At 31.1% G+C, this 19,737-nt stretch carries 19 protein-coding genes and 1 other RNA gene; 9 read left to right on the top strand and 11 right to left on the bottom strand.

The genetic code is table 11. The features are described 5' to 3' along the window. Positions 1–26: 26 nt before the first annotated feature. The 3 genes from FUA26_RS05595 to FUA26_RS05585 all read left to right on the top strand — a co-directional run bounded on the left by FUA26_RS05595 (position 27) and on the right by FUA26_RS05585 (position 4,507). The gene (locus FUA26_RS05595; RefSeq protein WP_147132777.1) at positions 27–770 is read left to right on the top strand and encodes a YebC/PmpR family DNA-binding transcriptional regulator; all 744 of its coding nucleotides are present in this window, start codon (positions 27–29) and stop codon (positions 768–770) included. 20 nt (positions 771–790) lie between these two features. Then, entirely contained in the window at positions 791–1,786 is a 996-nt protein-coding gene (locus tag FUA26_RS05590; protein ID WP_147132774.1) for a Gfo/Idh/MocA family protein, read from the top strand. A gap of 126 nt (positions 1,787–1,912) precedes the next feature. Next, entirely contained in the window at positions 1,913–4,507 is a 2,595-nt protein-coding gene (locus tag FUA26_RS05585) for a zinc-dependent metalloprotease (protein ID WP_147132771.1), read from the top strand. Positions 4,508–4,691: 184 nt separating this feature from the next. Here the strand turns inward: FUA26_RS05585 and FUA26_RS05580 are convergent, their stop codons facing one another. From FUA26_RS05580 to FUA26_RS05550, 7 genes are read right to left on the bottom strand one after another with little or no spacing between them, the layout of a single operon-like run. After that, on the bottom strand, positions 4,692–5,240 hold the full coding sequence (locus FUA26_RS05580) for a 1-acyl-sn-glycerol-3-phosphate acyltransferase (RefSeq protein ID WP_147132768.1): 549 nt from the start codon (positions 5,238–5,240) through the stop codon (positions 4,692–4,694). Position 5,241: 1 nt separating this feature from the next. Next, positions 5,242–6,324, bottom strand: a complete 1,083-nt coding sequence (locus tag FUA26_RS05575; protein ID WP_147132766.1) for an iron-containing alcohol dehydrogenase family protein — start codon at positions 6,322–6,324, stop codon at positions 5,242–5,244. Positions 6,325–6,372: 48 nt separating this feature from the next. Beyond that, positions 6,373–6,990, bottom strand: a complete 618-nt coding sequence (locus FUA26_RS05570) for a CatA-like O-acetyltransferase (protein WP_147132763.1) — start codon at positions 6,988–6,990, stop codon at positions 6,373–6,375. Next, positions 6,990–7,691 (bottom strand): HAD family hydrolase, encoded by a 702-nt coding sequence (locus FUA26_RS05565; RefSeq protein WP_147132760.1) that lies wholly within the window; start codon positions 7,689–7,691, stop codon positions 6,990–6,992. Before FUA26_RS05565 ends, FUA26_RS05570 begins: the two co-directional genes overlap by 1 nt. A 9-nt stretch (positions 7,692–7,700) precedes the next feature. After that, positions 7,701–8,429: a 3-deoxy-manno-octulosonate cytidylyltransferase gene (kdsB, locus tag FUA26_RS05560; RefSeq protein ID WP_147132757.1), complete on the bottom strand. Its 729-nt coding sequence runs from the start codon at positions 8,427–8,429 to the stop codon at positions 7,701–7,703. A gap of 37 nt (positions 8,430–8,466) precedes the next feature. Continuing rightward, positions 8,467–9,042: a DUF4126 domain-containing protein gene (locus FUA26_RS05555; RefSeq protein WP_147132755.1), complete on the bottom strand. Its 576-nt coding sequence runs from the start codon at positions 9,040–9,042 to the stop codon at positions 8,467–8,469. Between the two features lie 5 nt (positions 9,043–9,047). Further along, positions 9,048–10,469, bottom strand: a complete 1,422-nt coding sequence (locus FUA26_RS05550) for an ATP-dependent DNA helicase (protein ID WP_147132752.1) — start codon at positions 10,467–10,469, stop codon at positions 9,048–9,050. Between the two features lie 126 nt (positions 10,470–10,595). Here FUA26_RS05550 and FUA26_RS05545 point away from each other — a divergent pair, with 126 nt between their 5' ends. The 3 genes from FUA26_RS05545 to rsmD are packed head-to-tail and all read left to right on the top strand — an operon-like array spanning position 10,596 to position 12,686. Next, positions 10,596–11,333, top strand: a complete 738-nt coding sequence (locus FUA26_RS05545) for a hypothetical protein (protein WP_186826864.1) — start codon at positions 10,596–10,598, stop codon at positions 11,331–11,333. Beyond that, a complete protein-coding gene (locus FUA26_RS05540) occupies positions 11,317–12,138 on the top strand; it encodes a DUF3822 family protein (protein ID WP_147132749.1) in 822 nt (273 codons plus the stop codon). Before FUA26_RS05545 ends, FUA26_RS05540 begins: the two co-directional genes overlap by 17 nt. Next, positions 12,138–12,686: a 16S rRNA (guanine(966)-N(2))-methyltransferase RsmD gene (rsmD, locus tag FUA26_RS05535; protein WP_147132746.1), complete on the top strand. Its 549-nt coding sequence runs from the start codon at positions 12,138–12,140 to the stop codon at positions 12,684–12,686. Before FUA26_RS05540 ends, rsmD begins: the two co-directional genes overlap by 1 nt. Positions 12,687–12,725: 39 nt before the next feature. On the opposite strand, the gene rnpB is transcribed toward rsmD, so the two are convergent. Beyond that, positions 12,726–13,076: RNase P RNA component class A (gene rnpB / locus FUA26_RS05530), an RNA gene on the bottom strand. Positions 13,077–13,178: 102 nt separating this feature from the next. Here rnpB and dnaX point away from each other — a divergent pair. Genes dnaX through miaE form a run of 3 tightly spaced genes read left to right on the top strand, consistent with a single transcriptional unit; the run spans position 13,179 to position 16,042 of the window. Continuing rightward, positions 13,179–14,897, top strand: a complete 1,719-nt coding sequence (dnaX, locus tag FUA26_RS05525; RefSeq protein WP_147132743.1) for a DNA polymerase III subunit gamma/tau — start codon at positions 13,179–13,181, stop codon at positions 14,895–14,897. Next, positions 14,890–15,474, top strand: coding sequence for a hypothetical protein (locus tag FUA26_RS05520; RefSeq protein ID WP_147132740.1), 585 nt, complete (start codon positions 14,890–14,892; stop codon positions 15,472–15,474). The genes dnaX and FUA26_RS05520 overlap by 8 nt, the downstream gene beginning before the upstream one ends. Beyond that, positions 15,461–16,042, top strand: a complete 582-nt coding sequence (gene miaE, locus FUA26_RS05515) for a tRNA-(ms[2]io[6]A)-hydroxylase (RefSeq protein WP_147132737.1) — start codon at positions 15,461–15,463, stop codon at positions 16,040–16,042. The genes FUA26_RS05520 and miaE overlap by 14 nt, the downstream gene beginning before the upstream one ends. On the opposite strand, the gene FUA26_RS05510 is transcribed toward miaE, so the two are convergent. From FUA26_RS05510 to ppk1, 3 genes are all read right to left on the bottom strand, one after another. Next, positions 16,039–16,629 (bottom strand): porin family protein, encoded by a 591-nt coding sequence (locus FUA26_RS05510; RefSeq protein WP_147132734.1) that lies wholly within the window; start codon positions 16,627–16,629, stop codon positions 16,039–16,041. The two genes, miaE and FUA26_RS05510, sit on opposite strands and share 4 nt — an antisense overlap. Before the next feature lie 95 nt (positions 16,630–16,724). Beyond that, positions 16,725–17,630 carry a Ppx/GppA phosphatase family protein gene (locus FUA26_RS05505; protein WP_147132731.1) on the bottom strand — a complete coding sequence of 302 codons (906 nt, stop codon included), beginning with the start codon at positions 17,628–17,630 and terminating at the stop codon, positions 16,725–16,727. Between the two features lies 1 nt (position 17,631). Further along, complete coding sequence (gene ppk1 / locus FUA26_RS05500) at positions 17,632–19,698, bottom strand: polyphosphate kinase 1 (protein ID WP_147132728.1); 2,067 nt, start codon at positions 19,696–19,698, stop codon at positions 17,632–17,634. Between the last annotated feature and the right edge of the window lie 39 nt (positions 19,699–19,737).

The raw sequence follows: 19,737 nt of genomic DNA, 5'->3' as shown, positions 1-19,737 counted from the left end.
CTTATAACTTATAACTAAATATTATTATGGGAAGAGCTTTTGAATTTAGAAAAGCAAGAAAAATGAAACGTTGGTCTGCCATGAGTAAAGCCTTTACACGTATTGGTAAAGATATTGTAATGGCTGTTAAAGAAGGTGGCCCAGACCCAGATAGTAATTCCCGTTTACGTGCAGTTATACAGAATGCTAAATCTGTAAACATGCCAAAAGATAATATAGAACGTGCTATAAAACGAGCTAGTGATAAAAGCCAAGGCGATTACAAAGAAGTGCTTTTTGAAGGTTACGCGCAACACGGTATTGCTATTTTAGTTGAAACGGCTACTGATAATAATACAAGAACCGTAGCTAACGTACGTAGTTATTTTAATAAATGCGATGGAAGCTTAGGTACATCGGGTTCTGTTGTTTTCATGTTCGATCATACTTGTAATTTTAAAGTGAAAGGTGAAAATTTAGATTTAGAAGAATTAGAATTAGAATTGATTGATTTTGGTGTTGAAGAAATTTTTGAAGACACCGATGAAGATGCCGATGGAAACGAAGTAACTAGCGTAATGATTTACGCACCTTTTGAAAGTTTTGGTAAAATTCAAGCTTATTTAGAAGAAAATAATATCGAAATTTTATCTTCAGGTTTTGAGCGTATACCGCAGGTAACAAAAAAATTAAATGAAGAACAAGTTGCCGATGTTGAAAAATTATTAGAAAAACTAGAAGAAGATGATGATGTACAAAACGTATATCATACCATGGAAGAATCTGCTTAATAATACTTCAATATTAAATTATGGAAACAGCTTTACCACCCAATAAAACTATTAAATGGGGAATTATTGGCTGTGGTAATGTTACAGAAATTAAAAGCGGACCACCTTATAAACTAACCGAAGGTTTTGATTTAATTGCTGTAATGCGTCGTGATGAAGCTAAAGTAAAAGACTACGCTAAGCGTCATCAAATAAAAAAGTATTACACCAATGCAGAGGCGTTAATTAATGATACGGATGTTGATGCCGTTTATATAGCAACACCTCCTGATACACACAAATTTTATGCACTAAAAGTTGCTAAAGCAGGCAAAATTTGTTGTATTGAAAAACCAATGACACCATCATATAAAGATAGTTTAGTTATTTACAACACATTTAAAGAAAGAAACATTCCTTTATTTGTGGCATATTACAGGCGTTCTTTACCCCGATTCAAACAAATTAAAACTTGGATTGATAATGGCGCCATTGGAGAAATAAGACATATAAACTGGCAACAATGTAAACCAGCTAGTGTACTTGATAAATCAGGTGAATATAATTGGAGAACAGATGCTAATATAGCACCCGGTGGCTATTTTGATGATTTAGCAAGCCATGGCTTAGATTTGTTTACGCAACTTTTAGGTAATATTGTTAACGCTACTGGTTTTGCAACCAATCAACAAGGTTTATACAGTGCAAAAGATGCCGTAACCGCCAGTTGGCTACACAGTAACGGTGCTACAGGTTGTGCTTCATGGAATTTTGCCAGTAGTTTACATTTAGATGATGTAACAATATATGGTAGTAAAGGCACTATTAATTTTGCTGTATTTCATGAAAAACCATTGGTATTAACAACAGCTTCAAAAACCACATCAATTGAAATAGAGAACCCAAAACATATACAACAATTTCATATTGAAGGTATGCGTAATCAATTACTTTACAACAACTACAAACATCCATCAACAGGAAAAACAGCACTACATACCAATTGGGTTATGGATAAAATACTAGGGAAAATCTAGTTTTAATTCTTATAAATTAATACACTTTAACATTTTGTTTTAACAATTTTATAATGGTTTAAGTAAATTTGGTATCATTTTTTTTGAAAATGATACCAGATTATAATAAAAATTAACTTCCATTACATGAAAATTAAATTACAAAAACCAATTAAAACACTATTAGCTGCTTTTGTTTTAGTAGCAATTTTATTGCCCTTAAATGTATCGGCACAAAAAAAGAAAAAGAAAAAAAATCAAGCTAAAACTGAAGCTCCTAAACCAAAAGCCCCAAGAAAAAAAGGTATTGCTGACTTTGTTAAGCGAAGCAAAAAAATGGAAGGATTGTTTACAATCTATCAAGATACTGTAAATGGTTCATTGCAAATGTTAATTTCTGAAGAGCAGTTGGGTAAAGAATTTATTCACTTTAGCCAAATAGCCGATGGTGTAATGGATGCTGGTAGAATTAATAGAGGGTCTTACAGAGGTTCAAAAGTATTTAAAGTAAAAAAGTATTTTGATAAAATTGAATTTGTTTTTCAAAATACCTCGTTTTATTTTGATCCAACAAATCCAATTTCAAAATCAGAATCTGCCAACATAAGCGAAGGTATAATGGCTAGCTTAAAAATTGAAGCACATGATGAAAAAAGAGGTTTGTATTTAATTAAAGCCGATGAGTTGTTTTTAAAAGAAACACTTGCTTCTGTAAAGCCTGCTTCAAGACCTGGAACCTCTCCTATGGCCTTCAAGTTGGGTAATTTAGATAAAAACAAAACCAAGGTAAATGCCATTAAAAACTACCCTGAAAACACAAACTTAAAAATAGAATATGTTTACTCTAATCCGTATGCTTTAAACAGAGGTTCTAGTGCAGTTTCTGATGGTAGAAATGTTAGCATAAAGGTATTTCATAGCCTTATTGCAATGCCAGATAATGATTATGAACCGAGGTTTGATGACCCAAGAGTTGGATACTTCACAACACAAGTTGATGACCAAACTTCTACAAAAACAATAGCTTACAGAGATTTAGTACATAGATGGAATTTAGTAAAAAAAGACCCTAATGCGGCTATTTCTGAGCCTGTTAAACCTATAGTTTGGTGGATGGAAAACTCTACACCGCATGAATGGAGAGCAACCATAAAAGAAGCTGTTTTGCAATGGAATAAAGCGTTTGAAAAAGCAGGCTTTAAAAATGCTATGGTTGTGAAGCAACAACCTGATGACGCAGAATGGGATGCTGGTGATATTAGATATAATGTATTACGCTGGACCTCGTCTCCAAAACCTCCTTTTGGTGGTTACGGACCAAGTTTTGTAAACCCTAGAACAGGCGAAATTCTTGGAGCTGATATTATGCTAGAATATGTGCATTTTACAAACCGTGTGTTTTACGATAAAGTGTATGAATTGGCTAGCGAGCACAAAACATTTGAAAATAACACGCATGATGAACACAATCATAATTACTGTTCTTTCGGCGATGCTATGCATGATGATATCATGTTTGCAAATGCTGTTGCCAGTGCTACGGGTGCATCAGATTTAGAAATGGAGCGTATTAAAAAAGAATCTATGATGGCTTTAATTATGCATGAAGTTGGGCATACTCTTGGGCTAAACCATAATATGAAAGCAAGTCAGTTATTTTCTCCTGAACAACTAGCTACGCCTGAGTTTATAGAAGGTAAATGTTTAACAGCATCTGTTATGGATTATGCAACACTTAATATTACAAAAGACAGAAGCAAGCAAGGTCAATATGATGATGTAGCTGTTGGTCCTTATGATGTTTGGGCAATTCAGTTTGGTTATACACCTTTTAAAAATGAAGCTGAAAAAAATCTTTTATTAAACAGATCTACTGAGCCTGAATTAATTTTTGGTAATGATGCTGATGATATGCGATCACCAGGTAAAGCAATTGACCCAAGAGTTAATACTAACGACCAATCAAATGATGCCATACAATATGCTATTGATAGAATAGAACTATCTGATGATTTACTTAAAACAGCTAAAGAGAAGTTTGTGAAAGATGGTCAATCTTACGAGGAGTTAAGACGTGTTTATGGTTTGTTAAGCGGACAAAGAGGTGGCGCTGCTAATATAATTTCACGATACATTGGAGGTGTTTATGTTGATAGAGCTATGGCAGGCCAGCAAGGAGCAACACAACCTTATACACCTGTTAGTTTAGCAGACCAAAAGCGTGCAATGACTGCCTTAAAAAAATATGTTTTTGCACCAAATGCTTTTAACACGCCTAATGATTTATTCAACTATTTAGCAATGCAACGCCGTGGCTTTGATTTTATGAGAGGGCCTGAAGACCCAAAAATTCATAGTCAAGTTTTAAGCTATCAAAAAAATGTACTAAATCATTTACTGCACCCAAATACTTTACAGCGTATTACAGATTCTGAACTTTATGGAAACCAATATAGCCTATCTACTTTTATGACAGATTTAAATGATGCTATTTTTAAAGCTGATATTTACAGTAATGTAAATTCATTTAGACAAAATTTACAAATTGAATACACTAGCCGATTAATAAGTATGTTAACCGGTAAGCAGTCTAGTAAATTTACAAGTGCATCAAAATCTATGGCTTTATATAATTTAAAACGTATTAGAGCTATGGCTAACACTAGCGGAAACACAGCTTCTAGAGCACATAAACAGCATTTAAGAACATTAATTGATAATGCTTTAAAAGAAATAAAGTAGTATTTAATTAGTAGTTTATTAACATAAAAAAAGCTATTTCTTTTTAGAAATAGCTTTTTGTTTTTTAGAGCGTATTAAGTTTATGTTTCTTTTTAGTGACGCAATGTTTACTTTATGTTTCATTAACTAAATACAATATATTAGTATTCAAATTTTATGCCATAAACAATTAATTATCTTATGTTTATGAGTATTCAGGAATTTTTCCTTCTACATTTTTAAAAAAATCTTGCATAAAACTAAAATCGGCTTCTTTATTGTTTGTTGGGTAAAAAGGTTCAGAAATTTTGTTTTGTTTGTTTTTATAATCAAACGTTATCATTATAATGGGCACATTAGCTTTTTTAGCTATAAAATAGAAACCTGTACGCCATTGCAATACCTTTTTTCTGGTACCTTCAGGAGCTAAAGTTATTCTAAACTCATCATGATTATTAAAAATTTCAACTATTGCTTGTACTTTATTTTCGTTTGAAAACCTATTAACAGGTGTACCGCCTAAAGATTTAAAAAACCAACCGAAAGGAAATTTAAAAAGTGATTTTTTAGCTATAAAGTTTGTTTTAACCTTAATTACTGAACGTAGCAGCACCCCTATATAAAAGTCATGCCAACTTGTATGCGGTGCCGCTATTATTACAGCTTTCTTTATAGTATTTTTAGAAAGATTTATATTGCCTACAACTTTCCAACGTAGTAGTTTGAAGTAAACAAATTTTGATAACCAGCGCATGTTACATTTTTTTATAAAGCGCCTTTAGTTTACTACGTGTAATAATTTTTTGCCAATTTTTACCTAATGCATTTTCCCAAAGCGGTTTTAAATCTAATGAAATATCAATCATGGTATCAAAATCGGCATCAGTTAAATTAGCACAAATACCTTGTGGTAATGCTATACCGTGCAGCTCTTTCATTTGTTTAAATAGTTTAACACCTTCTGGGTAAAATTCTTCTAAATGATTAAAAACAATGCAGTTACCAATACCATGTTTTGTTCCTAAAAGGTAAGATAAACCATAACTCATAGCATGGGCAACACCAACTTGAGAGTAAGCAATGCTCATACCACCATGCCATGAAGCCATCATTAGTTTTTCATCGGCTTCAATTTGTGATAAATTATTTTTTAAAAAAACCTCTTTACAAAGTGAAAGTGCTATGTCTCCATAACTCTGGCTAAAAGCATTTAAATACGTGCCGTTTAAAGATTCTATACAGTGAATATAGCAATCCATACCTGTGTAAAACCACTGGTTTTTATCTACACCCTGCAAAAGTTCAGAATCTAATACTACTTGATCAAAAGGGGTGAAATCTGAATTTATTCCTAATTTTTTTTCTGGTCCGGTTAAAACAGTTGTTCTAGAAACTTCGGCACCTGTACCTGAAATTGTTGGAATACCTACGTGATAAATAGCTGGATTTTTAACTAAATCCCAGCCTTGATAATCTTTAGCTTCACCTTCATTTGTAAGCATAATTGATACTGCCTTAGCTAAATCTAAAAGCGTACCACCACCAATACCTATAATACCTGAAGGTCTTTCTTTTGTACTTAAAATAATATCTTTTACTATACTATCAACCTGATCGGTTTTTGGTTCTTCTTTAGCTGATACATATATTATTTTATCATCATAAGCTAATGGTATTCTAGATGTTAAATTACCGTCTGCTTTAAAAACATCATCTACTAAAAATATAAATGGAGCATTTATACTCAAGCGTTTAGGGTCTAATATTTCGCTTAACTGGTTGAAACTACCTCTGCCAAAAACAACTCTTGGCACCATTGGAAAGTTTTTATAACTCATTTACTAAAATTTCTTTTTCGAAATGTAAAAATAATACTATTTCTACGTTTATTTATTTAAATTTTGTTGAAATTTCTCAGAAAATAATCCAACATGATAACCATCAACTAATGCGTGATTTACGTTTATAGACACGTTCATTATTAATTCTGATTGGTTTTTTACAGCTTTACTGAAGGATAATTTTGGAACAGATTCTAACATGCCCGATACGGGTTCTTTATGTCCAGAATAATGTACCCATGGTAGTGCAGAACAATGAATACAGTCCAAGGTATTTTTAGGCGGATATAAATCATTTGATTGTTGTATGCGCTGTTTTTCACTTTCTATATTTTTTATGAAGGTTTGTAAATCTTCAGCAAAATCTATAAACGAAAATCCGTATGTATTATCACTACGCATTAAAGTTGCCGAGGCATTTATAACATCGTATTGTACAACATTATTATTTTCTATCCTGTATTTTAAATTATCAACAGCATTAATGGCTTTCATGCAATCATGCAAATATTTTGCAAAAAAACTAACATTATTGTCTTTTGAAAATTGATATGCTTTTGTAACATTAAATGGAATGGTTAACGCAAAATACGGATCTTTTAAACCACAAAAATGGTTGTAATGCGCTTTTCTGTTCCAGTTTTCAATATCTATAATTTTCACTAATCTAGTAAATTTAAAAGTTCTTTTAATGAACTTATTGTTTTGTATTCTTTTCCGTTGGTTTCCTTTTCAGTAACAAGTTCATGCGCCCATGTTGTATGAAATGGTACATGAATAGCATGCGCTTTTAAGTTTGCCAGTGGAAGCACATCAGATTTTAAAGAGTTGCCAACCATTAAAAACTGTTGGGGTTTAACATCTAAATGATTTAAAAGTTTACTGTAATTAGTTTCTTTTTTATCACTTAAAACCTCAATATGATGAAAATAAGATGTTAATCCAGATTTTTCAAGTTTACGTTCTTGGTCTAGCAAATCGCCCTTAGTAGCTAAAATTAATTTGTATTTTTTTGATAGTGTTTTTAACACTTCTTCTACCCCATCAAGTAATTCAACAGGTTTGTTAAGCATAGTTTTACCTATATTTAAAACCTGCTCTAGTTTTTTGTTTGAAATGTTATAATTTGAAAGCTCTAAAGCTGCCTGAACCATAGATAGTGTAAAGGCTTTAACACCATAGCCGTAAAGCTCTAAATTAGCCATTTCCATTTTAAAGAGTTCTTGGTCTAATTTATTTGGTGTTTCATATTCTGATAATAAAGTACAAAAAGCTTCTTCTGCTTCTCTAAAATAGGTTTCGTTAACCCAAAGTGTATCATCAGCATCAAAGCCTATAACTTTTATATTCTTGTAATTACTCATTTTATAAAATTATTTCCATGCTTTTTTTGCACGTTCTAAATCTTCAGGTGTATCAATTTCTATGCCTTGTATATTAGTTTCAACCATTTTTATGCGCTTTCCGTATTCTAAATACCTAAGTTGCTCTAGTTTTTCAGAAGCTTCTAAGGTTAACATTGGTAAGTTGTAAAAATCTATGAGCGCCTGTTTTCTAAAAGCATACACGCCTTTATGCTTGTAATATTTTACATTGATATTTTTATCTCTAGGGTACGGAATTGGACTTCTAGAAAAATATAATGCAAAGTTGAAAGTATCAATAATTACCTTTACCGTATTTGGGTTATTTATTTCATCTTCATCTGTGATATGTACCATTAATGAAGCTAAATCAACCGTTTTTTCTTCATCATTTTTAAAAACTTGAATGAGCTTTAAGAGTGATTCTTTATCTGTAAAGGGTTCATCGCCTTGAACATTAATTACCACATCAACATCCATATTTTCAACCGCTTCGGCTATCCTGTCACTACCAGATTGGTGTTCTTTTTTACTCATTATAGCTTTTCCGCCATTATTTACAATTTCATTATAAATAATATCACTATCAGTTACTACAAATACATCATCAAACAAATTTGTGGCAACTGTGGCTTCATAAGTTCTTAAAATTACCGGTTTACCATTAAGGTCTTGCATGAGTTTTGCAGGAAACCTTGTAGCACTATAACGTGCCGGAATCATTGAAATTATCTTCATAAATTAATTAATCAATTCGTGTTCAAAAATACTCATTTTATGGTGCTATCTGCTTGGTTTTTTTTAACTTTTTATACAGTTTGAAAAAAATATAACATATAAGAAGCGTAAATATAACTGCCACAATTGGCATAAATATGGATATTATAGACATTATTAATGACATAACCGTTTCTAAAGTTGATACTAACGGGTTTGCTACACCAGCTGTAGTAACTGTTGATGCTAAACGTGTAGTACCAGAGGTTCCTGCAATTGCAGCAGCGGTACCACCACCAGCAATTATTGCTAAAGACCACGTAATTACAGGGTCTAGATTTGCTACTGTAGATAGCATAACTACAGTGCCTGCAATACCTGCTAATGGTACCGCAATACTATCTAACAAATTATCAATATACGGAATAAAATATGCAATAATTTCGGCAAGTGTTGCTACACCTAAAGTTATTAATGCTGTTGTACTGCCAACCCATTGCCATGATTCATTAAGTTGCCAAACATCAAAATAAGCAGCTAGACTTAATGCAAATAATGGCAAAAAAACTCTAAACCCTACAGAAGCTGAAAGCCCAATACCTAAACAAATGCTAATTAATGTTTCTGGATTCATGTGTGCTATTCTTCAAAAAAATCATCTTTAAAACCAATAAGATACAATTTTTCTTTGGCTCTGGTTACTGCGGTGTATAACCAACGTAAATAATCTTTGTTTATTCCATCAGGCAAATAGGGCTGTTCTACAAATACGGTATTCCATTGTCCTCCTTGAGATTTATGACATGTAATGGCATATGAAAATTTAACCTGCAGCGCATTAAAATGTTTGTTGGCTTTTATTTTTAAAAACTTTTTATAATTACTTTCATTTTCATAATCTTTAGCTACTTCTTGATATAACCTGTTAGAATCATCATAAGATAATGAAGGTGTTTCTGCAGTAATAGTATCTAAAAGCAATACCGTTTCAATGGGTTGCATTTTAGGGTAATCTACCATACGAATTTTTACGGTGGCAAACCTAAAACCATAAAGTTCTTCAATTCTAAAAATTTCAAGAACTTCAATAATATCGCCATTAGCAATAAATCCGGCTTCAGTAGTTGGTTTTATCCAAAAATAATTGTTTTTTACTACCATAAGGTAGTCTCCAGCAGTGAGTTCATGTTCATTAAACAAAATTCTGCTTCGTATTTGTTGGTTGTATAAATTAGCACGCTTATTACTTCTAACAATAATGGCAGTTTCTTCATTGCCTAAATTACTGTATGATTCGTTTATAGCATCCATAATTTCATGGCCATCAATAAGTCTTACAATATCTTTAAAACCGTTTAAATTAAACTTAAAATAATTATAAATCTCATTAGCAAGTGCTTCTCTTAAAATGGTAGCATTAGATAGTATTCCGGAGTCATATTCTTGCCTTACAACTTCATCAAGTTCCATTTTACTAACGTCTTTATTGTAATTTAAGCTAATAGTATCTTCATTTAAAGCAGGACTTAAATCTAGTTTAACCGGTGGCAATTGTGCCGTATCTCCAATTAATAGTAATTTACATTGATGACCAGAGTATACATATTGCATTAAATCATCAAGTAATGAACCATTTTCAAACAATTTAGATTCACCGGGTGTATCTGGTATCATAGAAGCTTCATCAACAATAAAAATAGTGTTTTTGTGTTTATTTGGTTGTAACACAAACTTAACACCACCACCCTTTTCTTTTCTTGGAAAATATATTTTTTTATGAATGGTAAACGCTTCTTTTTTTGAGTAATTTGCTATCACTTTTGCGGCTCTTCCGGTAGGCGCCATTAAAATTGCACTCTTTTTTGCTTTCCAAAGGTTAGAAACTATTGCACCAACAATAGTAGTTTTACCTGTACCTGCATAGCCTTTTAAAACATACAAACTATTGGGCGTTTTACTAAATATAAAACTTGAAAGTTGCTGTAATACAACATCTTGCTTTAGCGTAGGCTGAAAAGGAAAATGTTGTTTTATGAGTGAATAAAATTCTGAAGACGTCATGAATTGTTTACCGAGAAATAAATTATTCAAATATAGAAATGATTTTTTTGTTTGTAGGTTTTAACGAATAAAAAAAAATTGTAGATTTGCGAAAGACCTTTGATAACTTAATAATTAAAAATAACAATGCTAAAATTTATTCTTATTGCAGTTGGTGTTATACTTTTAACCATAGTATTAGTAAAATTAATAGACAAATTTGTACCAACAAAAGCTAAACCTTTTTTAACCATCATCCTTTGGGTGTTAATAGGATTTTTGGGCTACCAAACTTACATGTCTATATACGAGCCAATTCAATTTAATAAAACAAAGCAGAAGCGCTACGCCAAAGTAATTAAAAGCTTAATTGATATTAGAGATTCTCAATTAGCACACAAAACTGTAACTGGCAAATTCTCAAAAGATTTTGACGGATTAGTTAAGTTTTTAGATACTGCTAAATTTACTATTACACAACGTAGAGATTCTAGTGTTTTAGATGTTGAACAAACTAAACGCTACGGTGTTGATATGTTTAAAGACATTGTAATTATTGATACCTTAGGATACGCATCTGTTAAAGATTCATTATTTAAAAACTCTGATAGATACAAAACAATGATGAATGTTCCTGTTGGAGAACCTGGAGCTAAATTTAAAATGGATGCAGGTTTTGTTGAACAAAACGATTTAAACATTCCTGTTTTTGAAGCTTCAGTTAAAAAAGATGTTATTTTATTTGATCAAAATAAAGACCTTTTAGTACAAGAAAATCAAGTAATATCAGTTGATGGTGTTAATGGCGATGCACTAAAAGTTGGATCAATGGAAGAAGTAAAAACTATAGGAAACTGGCCTAAAACTTATGGCTCTAACGAGTAATACAACACATAAACTAACTAACAAACAACTGTCCATTCAAATTAGTTTGAATGGACTTTCTTTTTGTGTTTTAAACCAAAGCACAAACACCATTACGGCGCTTAAAAAAATAGATTTTAGTAAAAAACTAAACCCAATTAAGCTTTTAGAAAAAGTAGAAAATATTTTTAAAACAGAAAAAAGCTTACAAGATAGTTTTAGTAGTGTAACGCTAATTCATGAAAACGAATTATCTACACTTGTACCAAAACACCTATTTAATGAAGATGCTTTAGCTGACTATTTAAAGTTTAACGCTAAAATATTTCAAACAGATTTTATTTCTTTTGATGAAACCACCAATAGTAATGCCGTAAGCGTTTATGTACCGTACGTAAACATTAACAATTATATTTATGATAAGTTTGGTGCATTTACTTTTAAACACATTTCAACAATATTAATTGAAAATATTTTAGAAGCCGAAAAACACACAAACCAACCTAAAGTATATATAAATGTTAACACAAGTAACTTTGAGCTTGTTGTTGTAAACAACAACAAACTCGTATTTTATAATACGTTTGAATACGTTACAAAACAAGATTTTATTTACTATATTTTGTTTACTGCAGAACAATTACAATTAAATCCAGAAGTTTTTAATTTAGTTTTTGTTGGTGATATTGATGATACCGATGAGTTTTACAAAATAACATACAAATATGTTAGAAATGTGTCGTTTGGTAATAGTATTGGTAACTATAATTTTATTGAAAAACCAAAGCATAAACATTCATTTTTTACTTTAATTAAAAGTTTTTAATGCGAATAATATCAGGAACATACAAAAGACGAAAAATAGTTGCGCCAAAAAATTTACCTGTACGCCCAACTACCGATATGGCTAAAGAATCATTATTCAACATATTAAATAATTTATACTATTTTGATGATATTAATGTGTTAGATTTATTTGCAGGCACAGGCAATATAAGCTATGAATTTGCATCACGAGGTACCGAAAACATCACTAGTGTTGACCAAAACTATAACTGTATTAAATTTATAAATGAAACAGCCACAGCTTTTGAAATGCCTATTGAAACTATAAAAAGTGATGTGTTTAAATTTTTAGAAAATAACACCCTAAAATATGATGTTATTTTTGCAGATCCGCCTTATGATTTTTCTACAGAGCTTTTTGCTAATATTCCGCAATTAGTTTTTCAAAATAATTTACTAGAAGAAGGTGGTATTTTAATTGTAGAGCACTCAAAACACACTAATTTATCAGCATTGAAACACTACAGCTACTCCAAAAGCTACGGTGGTAATGTGTTTAGTTTTTTTGAAATTATAGAAAATAAATAAAAAGCAAAACCCTTCTTATAAAAAAGAAGGGTTTGTTTATTTTAAAGTAAGCCTATAAGCCGAATTCTGTATGCTTAAAGTTGAGAATGAAACCATTCACAACAAAAAACACCCTTATCATTTATCTTAATACACTGTTACCAGTGTACTTTAGCTGCCTACCCTCCAACATTGGGCGTGCAACCCTTAAACGTTGGTATACATGGCATTGCACCATATAGAGTTTACCTGATTTCACTACAGCATTACCTGTACATACTTTCTGTTGCACTTTTCCTAGTTTTACAACTGGTGGCCATTAACCACTATATTGCACTACGGTGTTCGGACTTTCCTCTCTTCAATATCAAAACACGTTCATTATTAAAAAGCGATAAGGCGGCCTACTTTGGCGCAAAAGTAAACAAATTGTTAATAACTCGTTTTAAATATTATCCTCAAACTTTATAATTAATTACTGAATTTTTAAATTTGTTATTCTAATAGTTTTCAATGGAACATTTTGTAGTATCGGCCAGAAAATACAGACCCCAAACGTTTAAAGACGTTGTTGGGCAAAAGGCTATTACAAATACATTATTAAATGCTATAAATAACAACCATTTAGCCCAAGCCCTTCTTTTTACAGGGCCACGTGGTGTTGGTAAAACAACATGTGCACGTATTTTAGCAAAAATGATTAATAGTGATGGCGTTGATACTGATGAAGACTTTGCGTTTAATATTTTTGAGTTAGATGCCGCATCAAATAACTCGGTTGATGATATTAGAAACTTAACTGACCAGGTTAGAATTCCGCCGCAAGTAGGAAAATACAAAGTATATATCATTGACGAGGTTCATATGCTTTCGCAGGCAGCTTTTAATGCGTTTTTAAAAACATTAGAAGAACCACCAAAACATTGTATTTTTATTTTAGCAACTACCGAAAAGCACAAAATAATACCAACCATTCTATCACGCTGTCAAATATTTGATTTTAAGCGCATAACAGTTACTGATGCTAAGGAATATTTAAAATACATTGCCGAAGAACAAGGCATTACTGCCGAAGATGATGCATTACATATAATAGCACAAAAAGCAGATGGTGCCATGCGTGATGCGCTCTCAATTTTTGATAGAGTAGTTAGTTTTTCTGGTAAAAATTTAACCAGACAAGCCGTTACTGAAAACTTAAATGTTTTAGATTACGAAACGTATTTTGAAAGTACAGACCTTATATTAGAAAATAAAATACCCGAGCTTTTACTTCAATTTAATGAAACGCTGTCAAAAGGATTTGACGGACATCATTACATTGCTGGATTAGCATCTCATTTTAGAGATTTATTGGTTAGTAAAACCGAAAATACCATTGCCTTGCTTGAAGTTGGTGAGCAAACTAAACAAAAGTATTTGCTACAATCTAGAAAAGCCACCCGAGAATTTTTAATTCAAGGTATTCAATTAGCTAATGAATGCGACCTCAAGTATAAAACCAGTAAAAATCAGCGTTTGCTGGTTGAACTTTGCCTTATGCAACTTGCCTCTATCACTTTTGATGGAGAAAAAAAAAATAGCAAACATTACATAATTCCGGCTTCATACTTTAAAAACAAAGGTATTACACCAATTAAGGTTTCGGTACCTGATGCTAAACCAACAACAACACCTGAAACCGAATCTCAAAAAAAAGATTCAAAGACCAGTACAACAAGTAATACATTTCAAAAAGAACAACCCCAAAAAATTGTTTTAAAGCAATCTGGCAAACGTACATCTGGCCTTTCTTTAAGTAGTTTAAAAGCAAAAAAAGCTCATCAAATTAAACAAATGAATGTTGTTGTTGATGAAGAAGATTTACCAAAAGAACCATTTACAGAAGAGGCGTTCATAAAAGTTTGGAAAGCTTACATTGAAAAATTACTAGATCAGGGCAAACGAAATTTAGCATCTATTTTATCTATAGACACTCCTAAAGTTAAGGGCACAACGGCTTTTTTAGAATACCCAAATGCAACAAATAAAGTTGAAATTGAGCGTAACCAATATGATTTATTAGCGTTCATTAGGCAGTCTTTAAGTAATTACGATATTGAATTATCTATATCTGTTAATGAAGTTAAAGAAAAGCAATACGCATACACCACTGCTGAAAAATTTGAAAAACTTAAAGAAAAAAACCCTAATATTGAGTTATTAAGAAAAACCTTTAATTTAGATGTTTAAAAAAACTGTTAACATAGCATTCCTTTTATTTGCTAGTTTGTTTATAGCACTATTAAGTTGTGATGGCCATAAACATAAAACCGATTTGTTAAAAGCTGCTATATCTAATTTTAATAAAACTTCTGACCCTATTGAAATTGTAAATTTTGTACCTAAAAACTACAACCAAGTTGTGCAAGATTCTATTTTAAGCAATGGGTATAACGTTAGTATAAAAACCTATACTAATATGAAAAAAACTATAACAAATGTTATTACCAATAATGCAGTTAGTAATAAAACACACTTTAGGTGTATTGAAACAGATGTTTTGGTAACTAAAAACAACTCCATTATTTTTAATGAAAAAATTGATGCAAATTTTATAGCTACAAATTTACCAAACTTAATAAATGCTAATAATTTTGTAGGCAATGCCATAGCCATAAACTACGAAGCCACATTAAAACACAACAAACTTGTTTTAACAGCTTCATTATACAAACCAAAAAGCACAAACTGTATTTCATTTTATATAATTATTGATGAAAATGGCCATTTTACTACCGAAAATATAAACACTTATGCTAGGACTTAAATTGCCAACAGACCCAAGATGGGTAAATATTGTTGAAAAAAATATTGAAGAAATACTTACAGACCATGCCTTTTGCGAACAAAAAGCTACAAGTACAGCTATTTCATTAATTGTAAGTTTTCCTGAATATACAGAGCTTGTTCAAGAAATGGTAGCTTTAGTTAAAGAAGAAATTAGCCATTTTAAAATGGTACATGATAAAATTTTAGAACGTGGTTGGACTTTAGGAAGAGACCGAAAAGATGAATATGTAATTAAATTAATGAAGTTTTTTCCTAAAGGAGGAAGTCGTACAATGCAATTAGTGCATAGGTTATTATATGCGGCTTTAATTGAAGCAAGAAGCTGTGAACGTTTTAGGTTATTATCTGAAGAATTAGAAGACAAAGAATTAGCTACTTTTTATAGAAATTTAATGGTAAGTGAAGCTAACCATTACACTATGTTTTTAGGCTTTGCCAGAAAATATGGTGATAAAAAAGAGGTTGACACAAAGTGGCAACAACTTTTGGAATATGAAGCAGAAATTATGTCTGATTTAGGAAAAAACGAAACAGTACACGGTTAAAATTTATAACCAACACCTATTTGTATATTGGTGTTTTTTGCCGATAACCCTGAAGCATCCTCAAAAACATTTCTAATACCGTATGTGTATCTTACATCGGCAAATAATGCATAATTAATTTTATATTCAATTGCACCAACAGCAGAATACGCAAAGTTATTTACAGCATCATCTACTTTATGTACTTTTAAACCAACTTGCGGACCAGCGCCAACATGAATTTTTTCACTTAGTCTTACTTTTAAAAGTATAGGTGCTTGTATATAATCTAAATGAATTTTTTCATCTTTTGCACCTTCAGCAGAAAATTGTAATTCAGGCGCTATAGCTATAGTTTTTGAAAAACCAATTTGAGCAAAAAAGCCAAAGTAAATACTATTACGGTGTTTGTTTATCATTGGTGGTGTATCTTCAAAATCTAAATTTGAAATATTATAACCACCTCTAATACCATATTTAACACCTTTAAAAACGTAGTTATCTTGTTTTTTTGGAGTATTTATTGAAGTTGTATCTATTGTTTTTTCTTGAGCAAAACCATATACTGAAAAAACAAGAAGTAAGGTAAAAAGCACTGTTTTTTTCATAAGTAATAAATTTGGGTATATATATGTAATTATATTACCACGAATATATATTTTATTATTAAAAAGCAATACTTTACAGGCTAAAGTGCATAATTTTACTGTGTATTACTTGAAACGGTATCATAGTATATACTTTTTATAATACCATCGGCTAAACCAATTTTTGGTACATAAATGTGTTTAGATTTACTCCATTTCATAGCTGATAAATAAATTTTCATTGCAGGTATAATAACATCGGCCCTATCTTGGTTAAGTTCAAGTTCAGTTATACGCTCTTCATAAGTATAACTTTGTAATAATTTATAGTAATTAGTTAAATAAAAATACGTTAACGGCTTACCAAGTGCTTTACCTGATACTTTAAATATTTTATTAATATTACCACCAGAACCTAATACATACACTTTATCATAGCCGGCTGTATGTTTGGCAATCCACTTTTCAAGTTTCTCCCAAGCATTGTCTTTAACCATATCATTTAAAATACGTACAGTACCTATTTTAAATGATTTTGATGCCCTTTTTTCGCCATTACAAATAACACTAAACTCTGTACTACCACCACCAACATCAACGTATAAATATGTTTTATTGGGGTCTATAAATTTATTTAAATCGGTTGCTGCAATAATTTCTGCTTCAACTTCACCGTTAATTAAATCTATATTTATGCCTGCATTTTTTCTAATAAGTTCAACAACGGCTTTTCCGTTTTTAGACTCTCTCATAGCAGATGTTGCACAAGCTTTATACTTTTCAACCTTATGAGATTTCATAAGTAATTTAAAAGCTAACATAGTATCAACCATGCGCTCTTTATTTTCATCGGAAATTTTTTTATTTATAAACACATCGGCACCTAAACGAATAGGTACCCTTACCAATGAGTTTTTTTTAAACTTAACTGGTTTTCCGGTTTCTTCTATTATGTTTGAAATTAGTAGTCTTACAGCGTTAGAACCTATATCTATTGCTGCATATTTTTTAATTGTAAGCATATTAGTTTTTAAGCTTCTCTAAATAATAATTGTAAATAGCTATTTGCGAGCGTACTTCCGGATTATCATTTTTTCTATATTCATTTTCACTTGGTGTGTTAATCAATCTAGCCTTTACGTTATCACTCCAACAAATATTAAACGTATCTATAATTTCTTGTTTAATATCTTGATCATAAATTGGGCAACTTACCTCTACTCTATTCACTATATTTCTAGTCATCCAATCTGCCGAAGATATGTAAACTTTAGCATCTTCATCTTTACCAAAGATATAAACCCTTGGGTGCTCTAAAAATTTATCAACCACGCTAATAACGTTTATGTTTTCACTCATACCTGCAACACCAGGTATTAGGCAGCAAATACCACGCACAATCATATCAATTTTTACGCCTTCATTACTGGCTTGGTATAGCTTATCAACCATTTCATAACTAGATACGCTATTCATTTTTAGTCTAATGTAACCACCTTCGCCATTTTTACTTTTCTCAATTTCTTTATCAATTAATTTAAAAATGCTTTTTTGTGTATAGTGCGGAGACACTAATAAATGTTTGTATGAAAATATTTTATAGTTAGCATCAAAGAAATTAAATATTTTATTTACATCTTTTAAAATACCTTGGTTGGCTGTAAATAACGTATAATCTGTATAAATTTTTGCTGTAGATTCATTAAAGTTTCCGGTGCTTATAAATCCATAGCGTTTTATTTTTTTACCTTCTTCGCGTTCAATAACACACATTTTACTATGTACTTTTAAACCAGGCACACCAAAAATTAAGTTTACGCCTTCGCGTTTCATTTGTTCAGCGTATTTAATATTGGCCTTTTCATCAAAACGGGCTCTTAACTCAATTGAAACTGTAACCGTTTTTCCATTAATTGCCGCATTAATTAAAGCACTAGCTACATGCGATATTTGCGCTAGCCTATAAATAGTAATTTTTATAGTTTTAACTTTAGGGTCTAGAGCGGCTTCTCTTAAAAACTTAATAATATATGAAAACGTATGGTATGGTGCGTGTTGTAAATAATCTTTTTCAGCAATGGCTTCAAAAATACTGCTACTTTTTAAACTTAAGCCTTTAACAGGCAAAGCTTCAATTTTATCATATAACAAATCTGTTCTTCCTAAACTAGGAAAACTCATATAATCTCTTTTGTTATGATAACGCCCACCAGGAATAATACTATCTGTATTTTCAATATTCATTTTTTCCATGAGATATTGCAACGTATCATCATCAATAGTTTTATCAAAAACAAACCGAACAGGATCACCAATTTCACGGTGTTTTACACTATCAGATATTTTTTCAATAAAACTTTTACTTAAGTCACTATCAAAATCTAGCTCTGCATCACGTGTAATTTTAATCATGTGAGCAGATATGGTTTTATAATCAAAAATGCTAAAAATATCACTTAAGCAATACCTTAACAAATCATCATACATTATTATATAACTGTGTCCGTTTTGCTTTGGTAATTCAATAAAACGCTCTACAGATTTTGGTATTTCAATAAGTGCGTACTGCTTTGTGTCATCATTCATTTCCATTTTAACAGCCAAATAAGCAGCACTATCTTTTAAGTTTGGTATTTGTACCAAATCATTTAAAATAATAGTAACTAAAGCCGAACTTACATTTTGGTAGTAATACTTTTTAATATATTCATGTTGTTGGGTATCAACTTGTGTTTCATCAATAACATAAATATTTTCTTCTTTTAATTTAGCATCAATTTCATGTAAAACCTTAATACTTTCAGCCTGTTGTTTAATAACAATTTGTGTTATAATTTCAAGCAGTTCTTTGGCTTTAATACCACCTAGTTGGTTTTTACCATCTTTACCAACCTCAACAATACGCTTAACGGTGGCATAACGTACCTTAAAAAATTCATCTAAATTATTAGAAAAAATACCTAAAAACCGTAAACGTTCAATAAGCGGTACGCGTTCATCAGAAGCTTCTTGAAGTACTCTTGCATTAAATTGCAACCAACTTATCTCTCGGTTTATATATAAGTTATTTTCGGTTTCGGTAGCTATCATATTTTTGCAGAATTATATATTTAAGGATGTAACAGCAAA

Source organism: Seonamhaeicola algicola (assembly GCF_007997385.1).
GTDB lineage: Bacteria > Bacteroidota > Bacteroidia > Flavobacteriales > Flavobacteriaceae > Seonamhaeicola > Seonamhaeicola algicola.
Note: the sequence above shows the minus strand (reverse complement) of the source record. Positions and strands in the feature narration are given on the sequence as shown.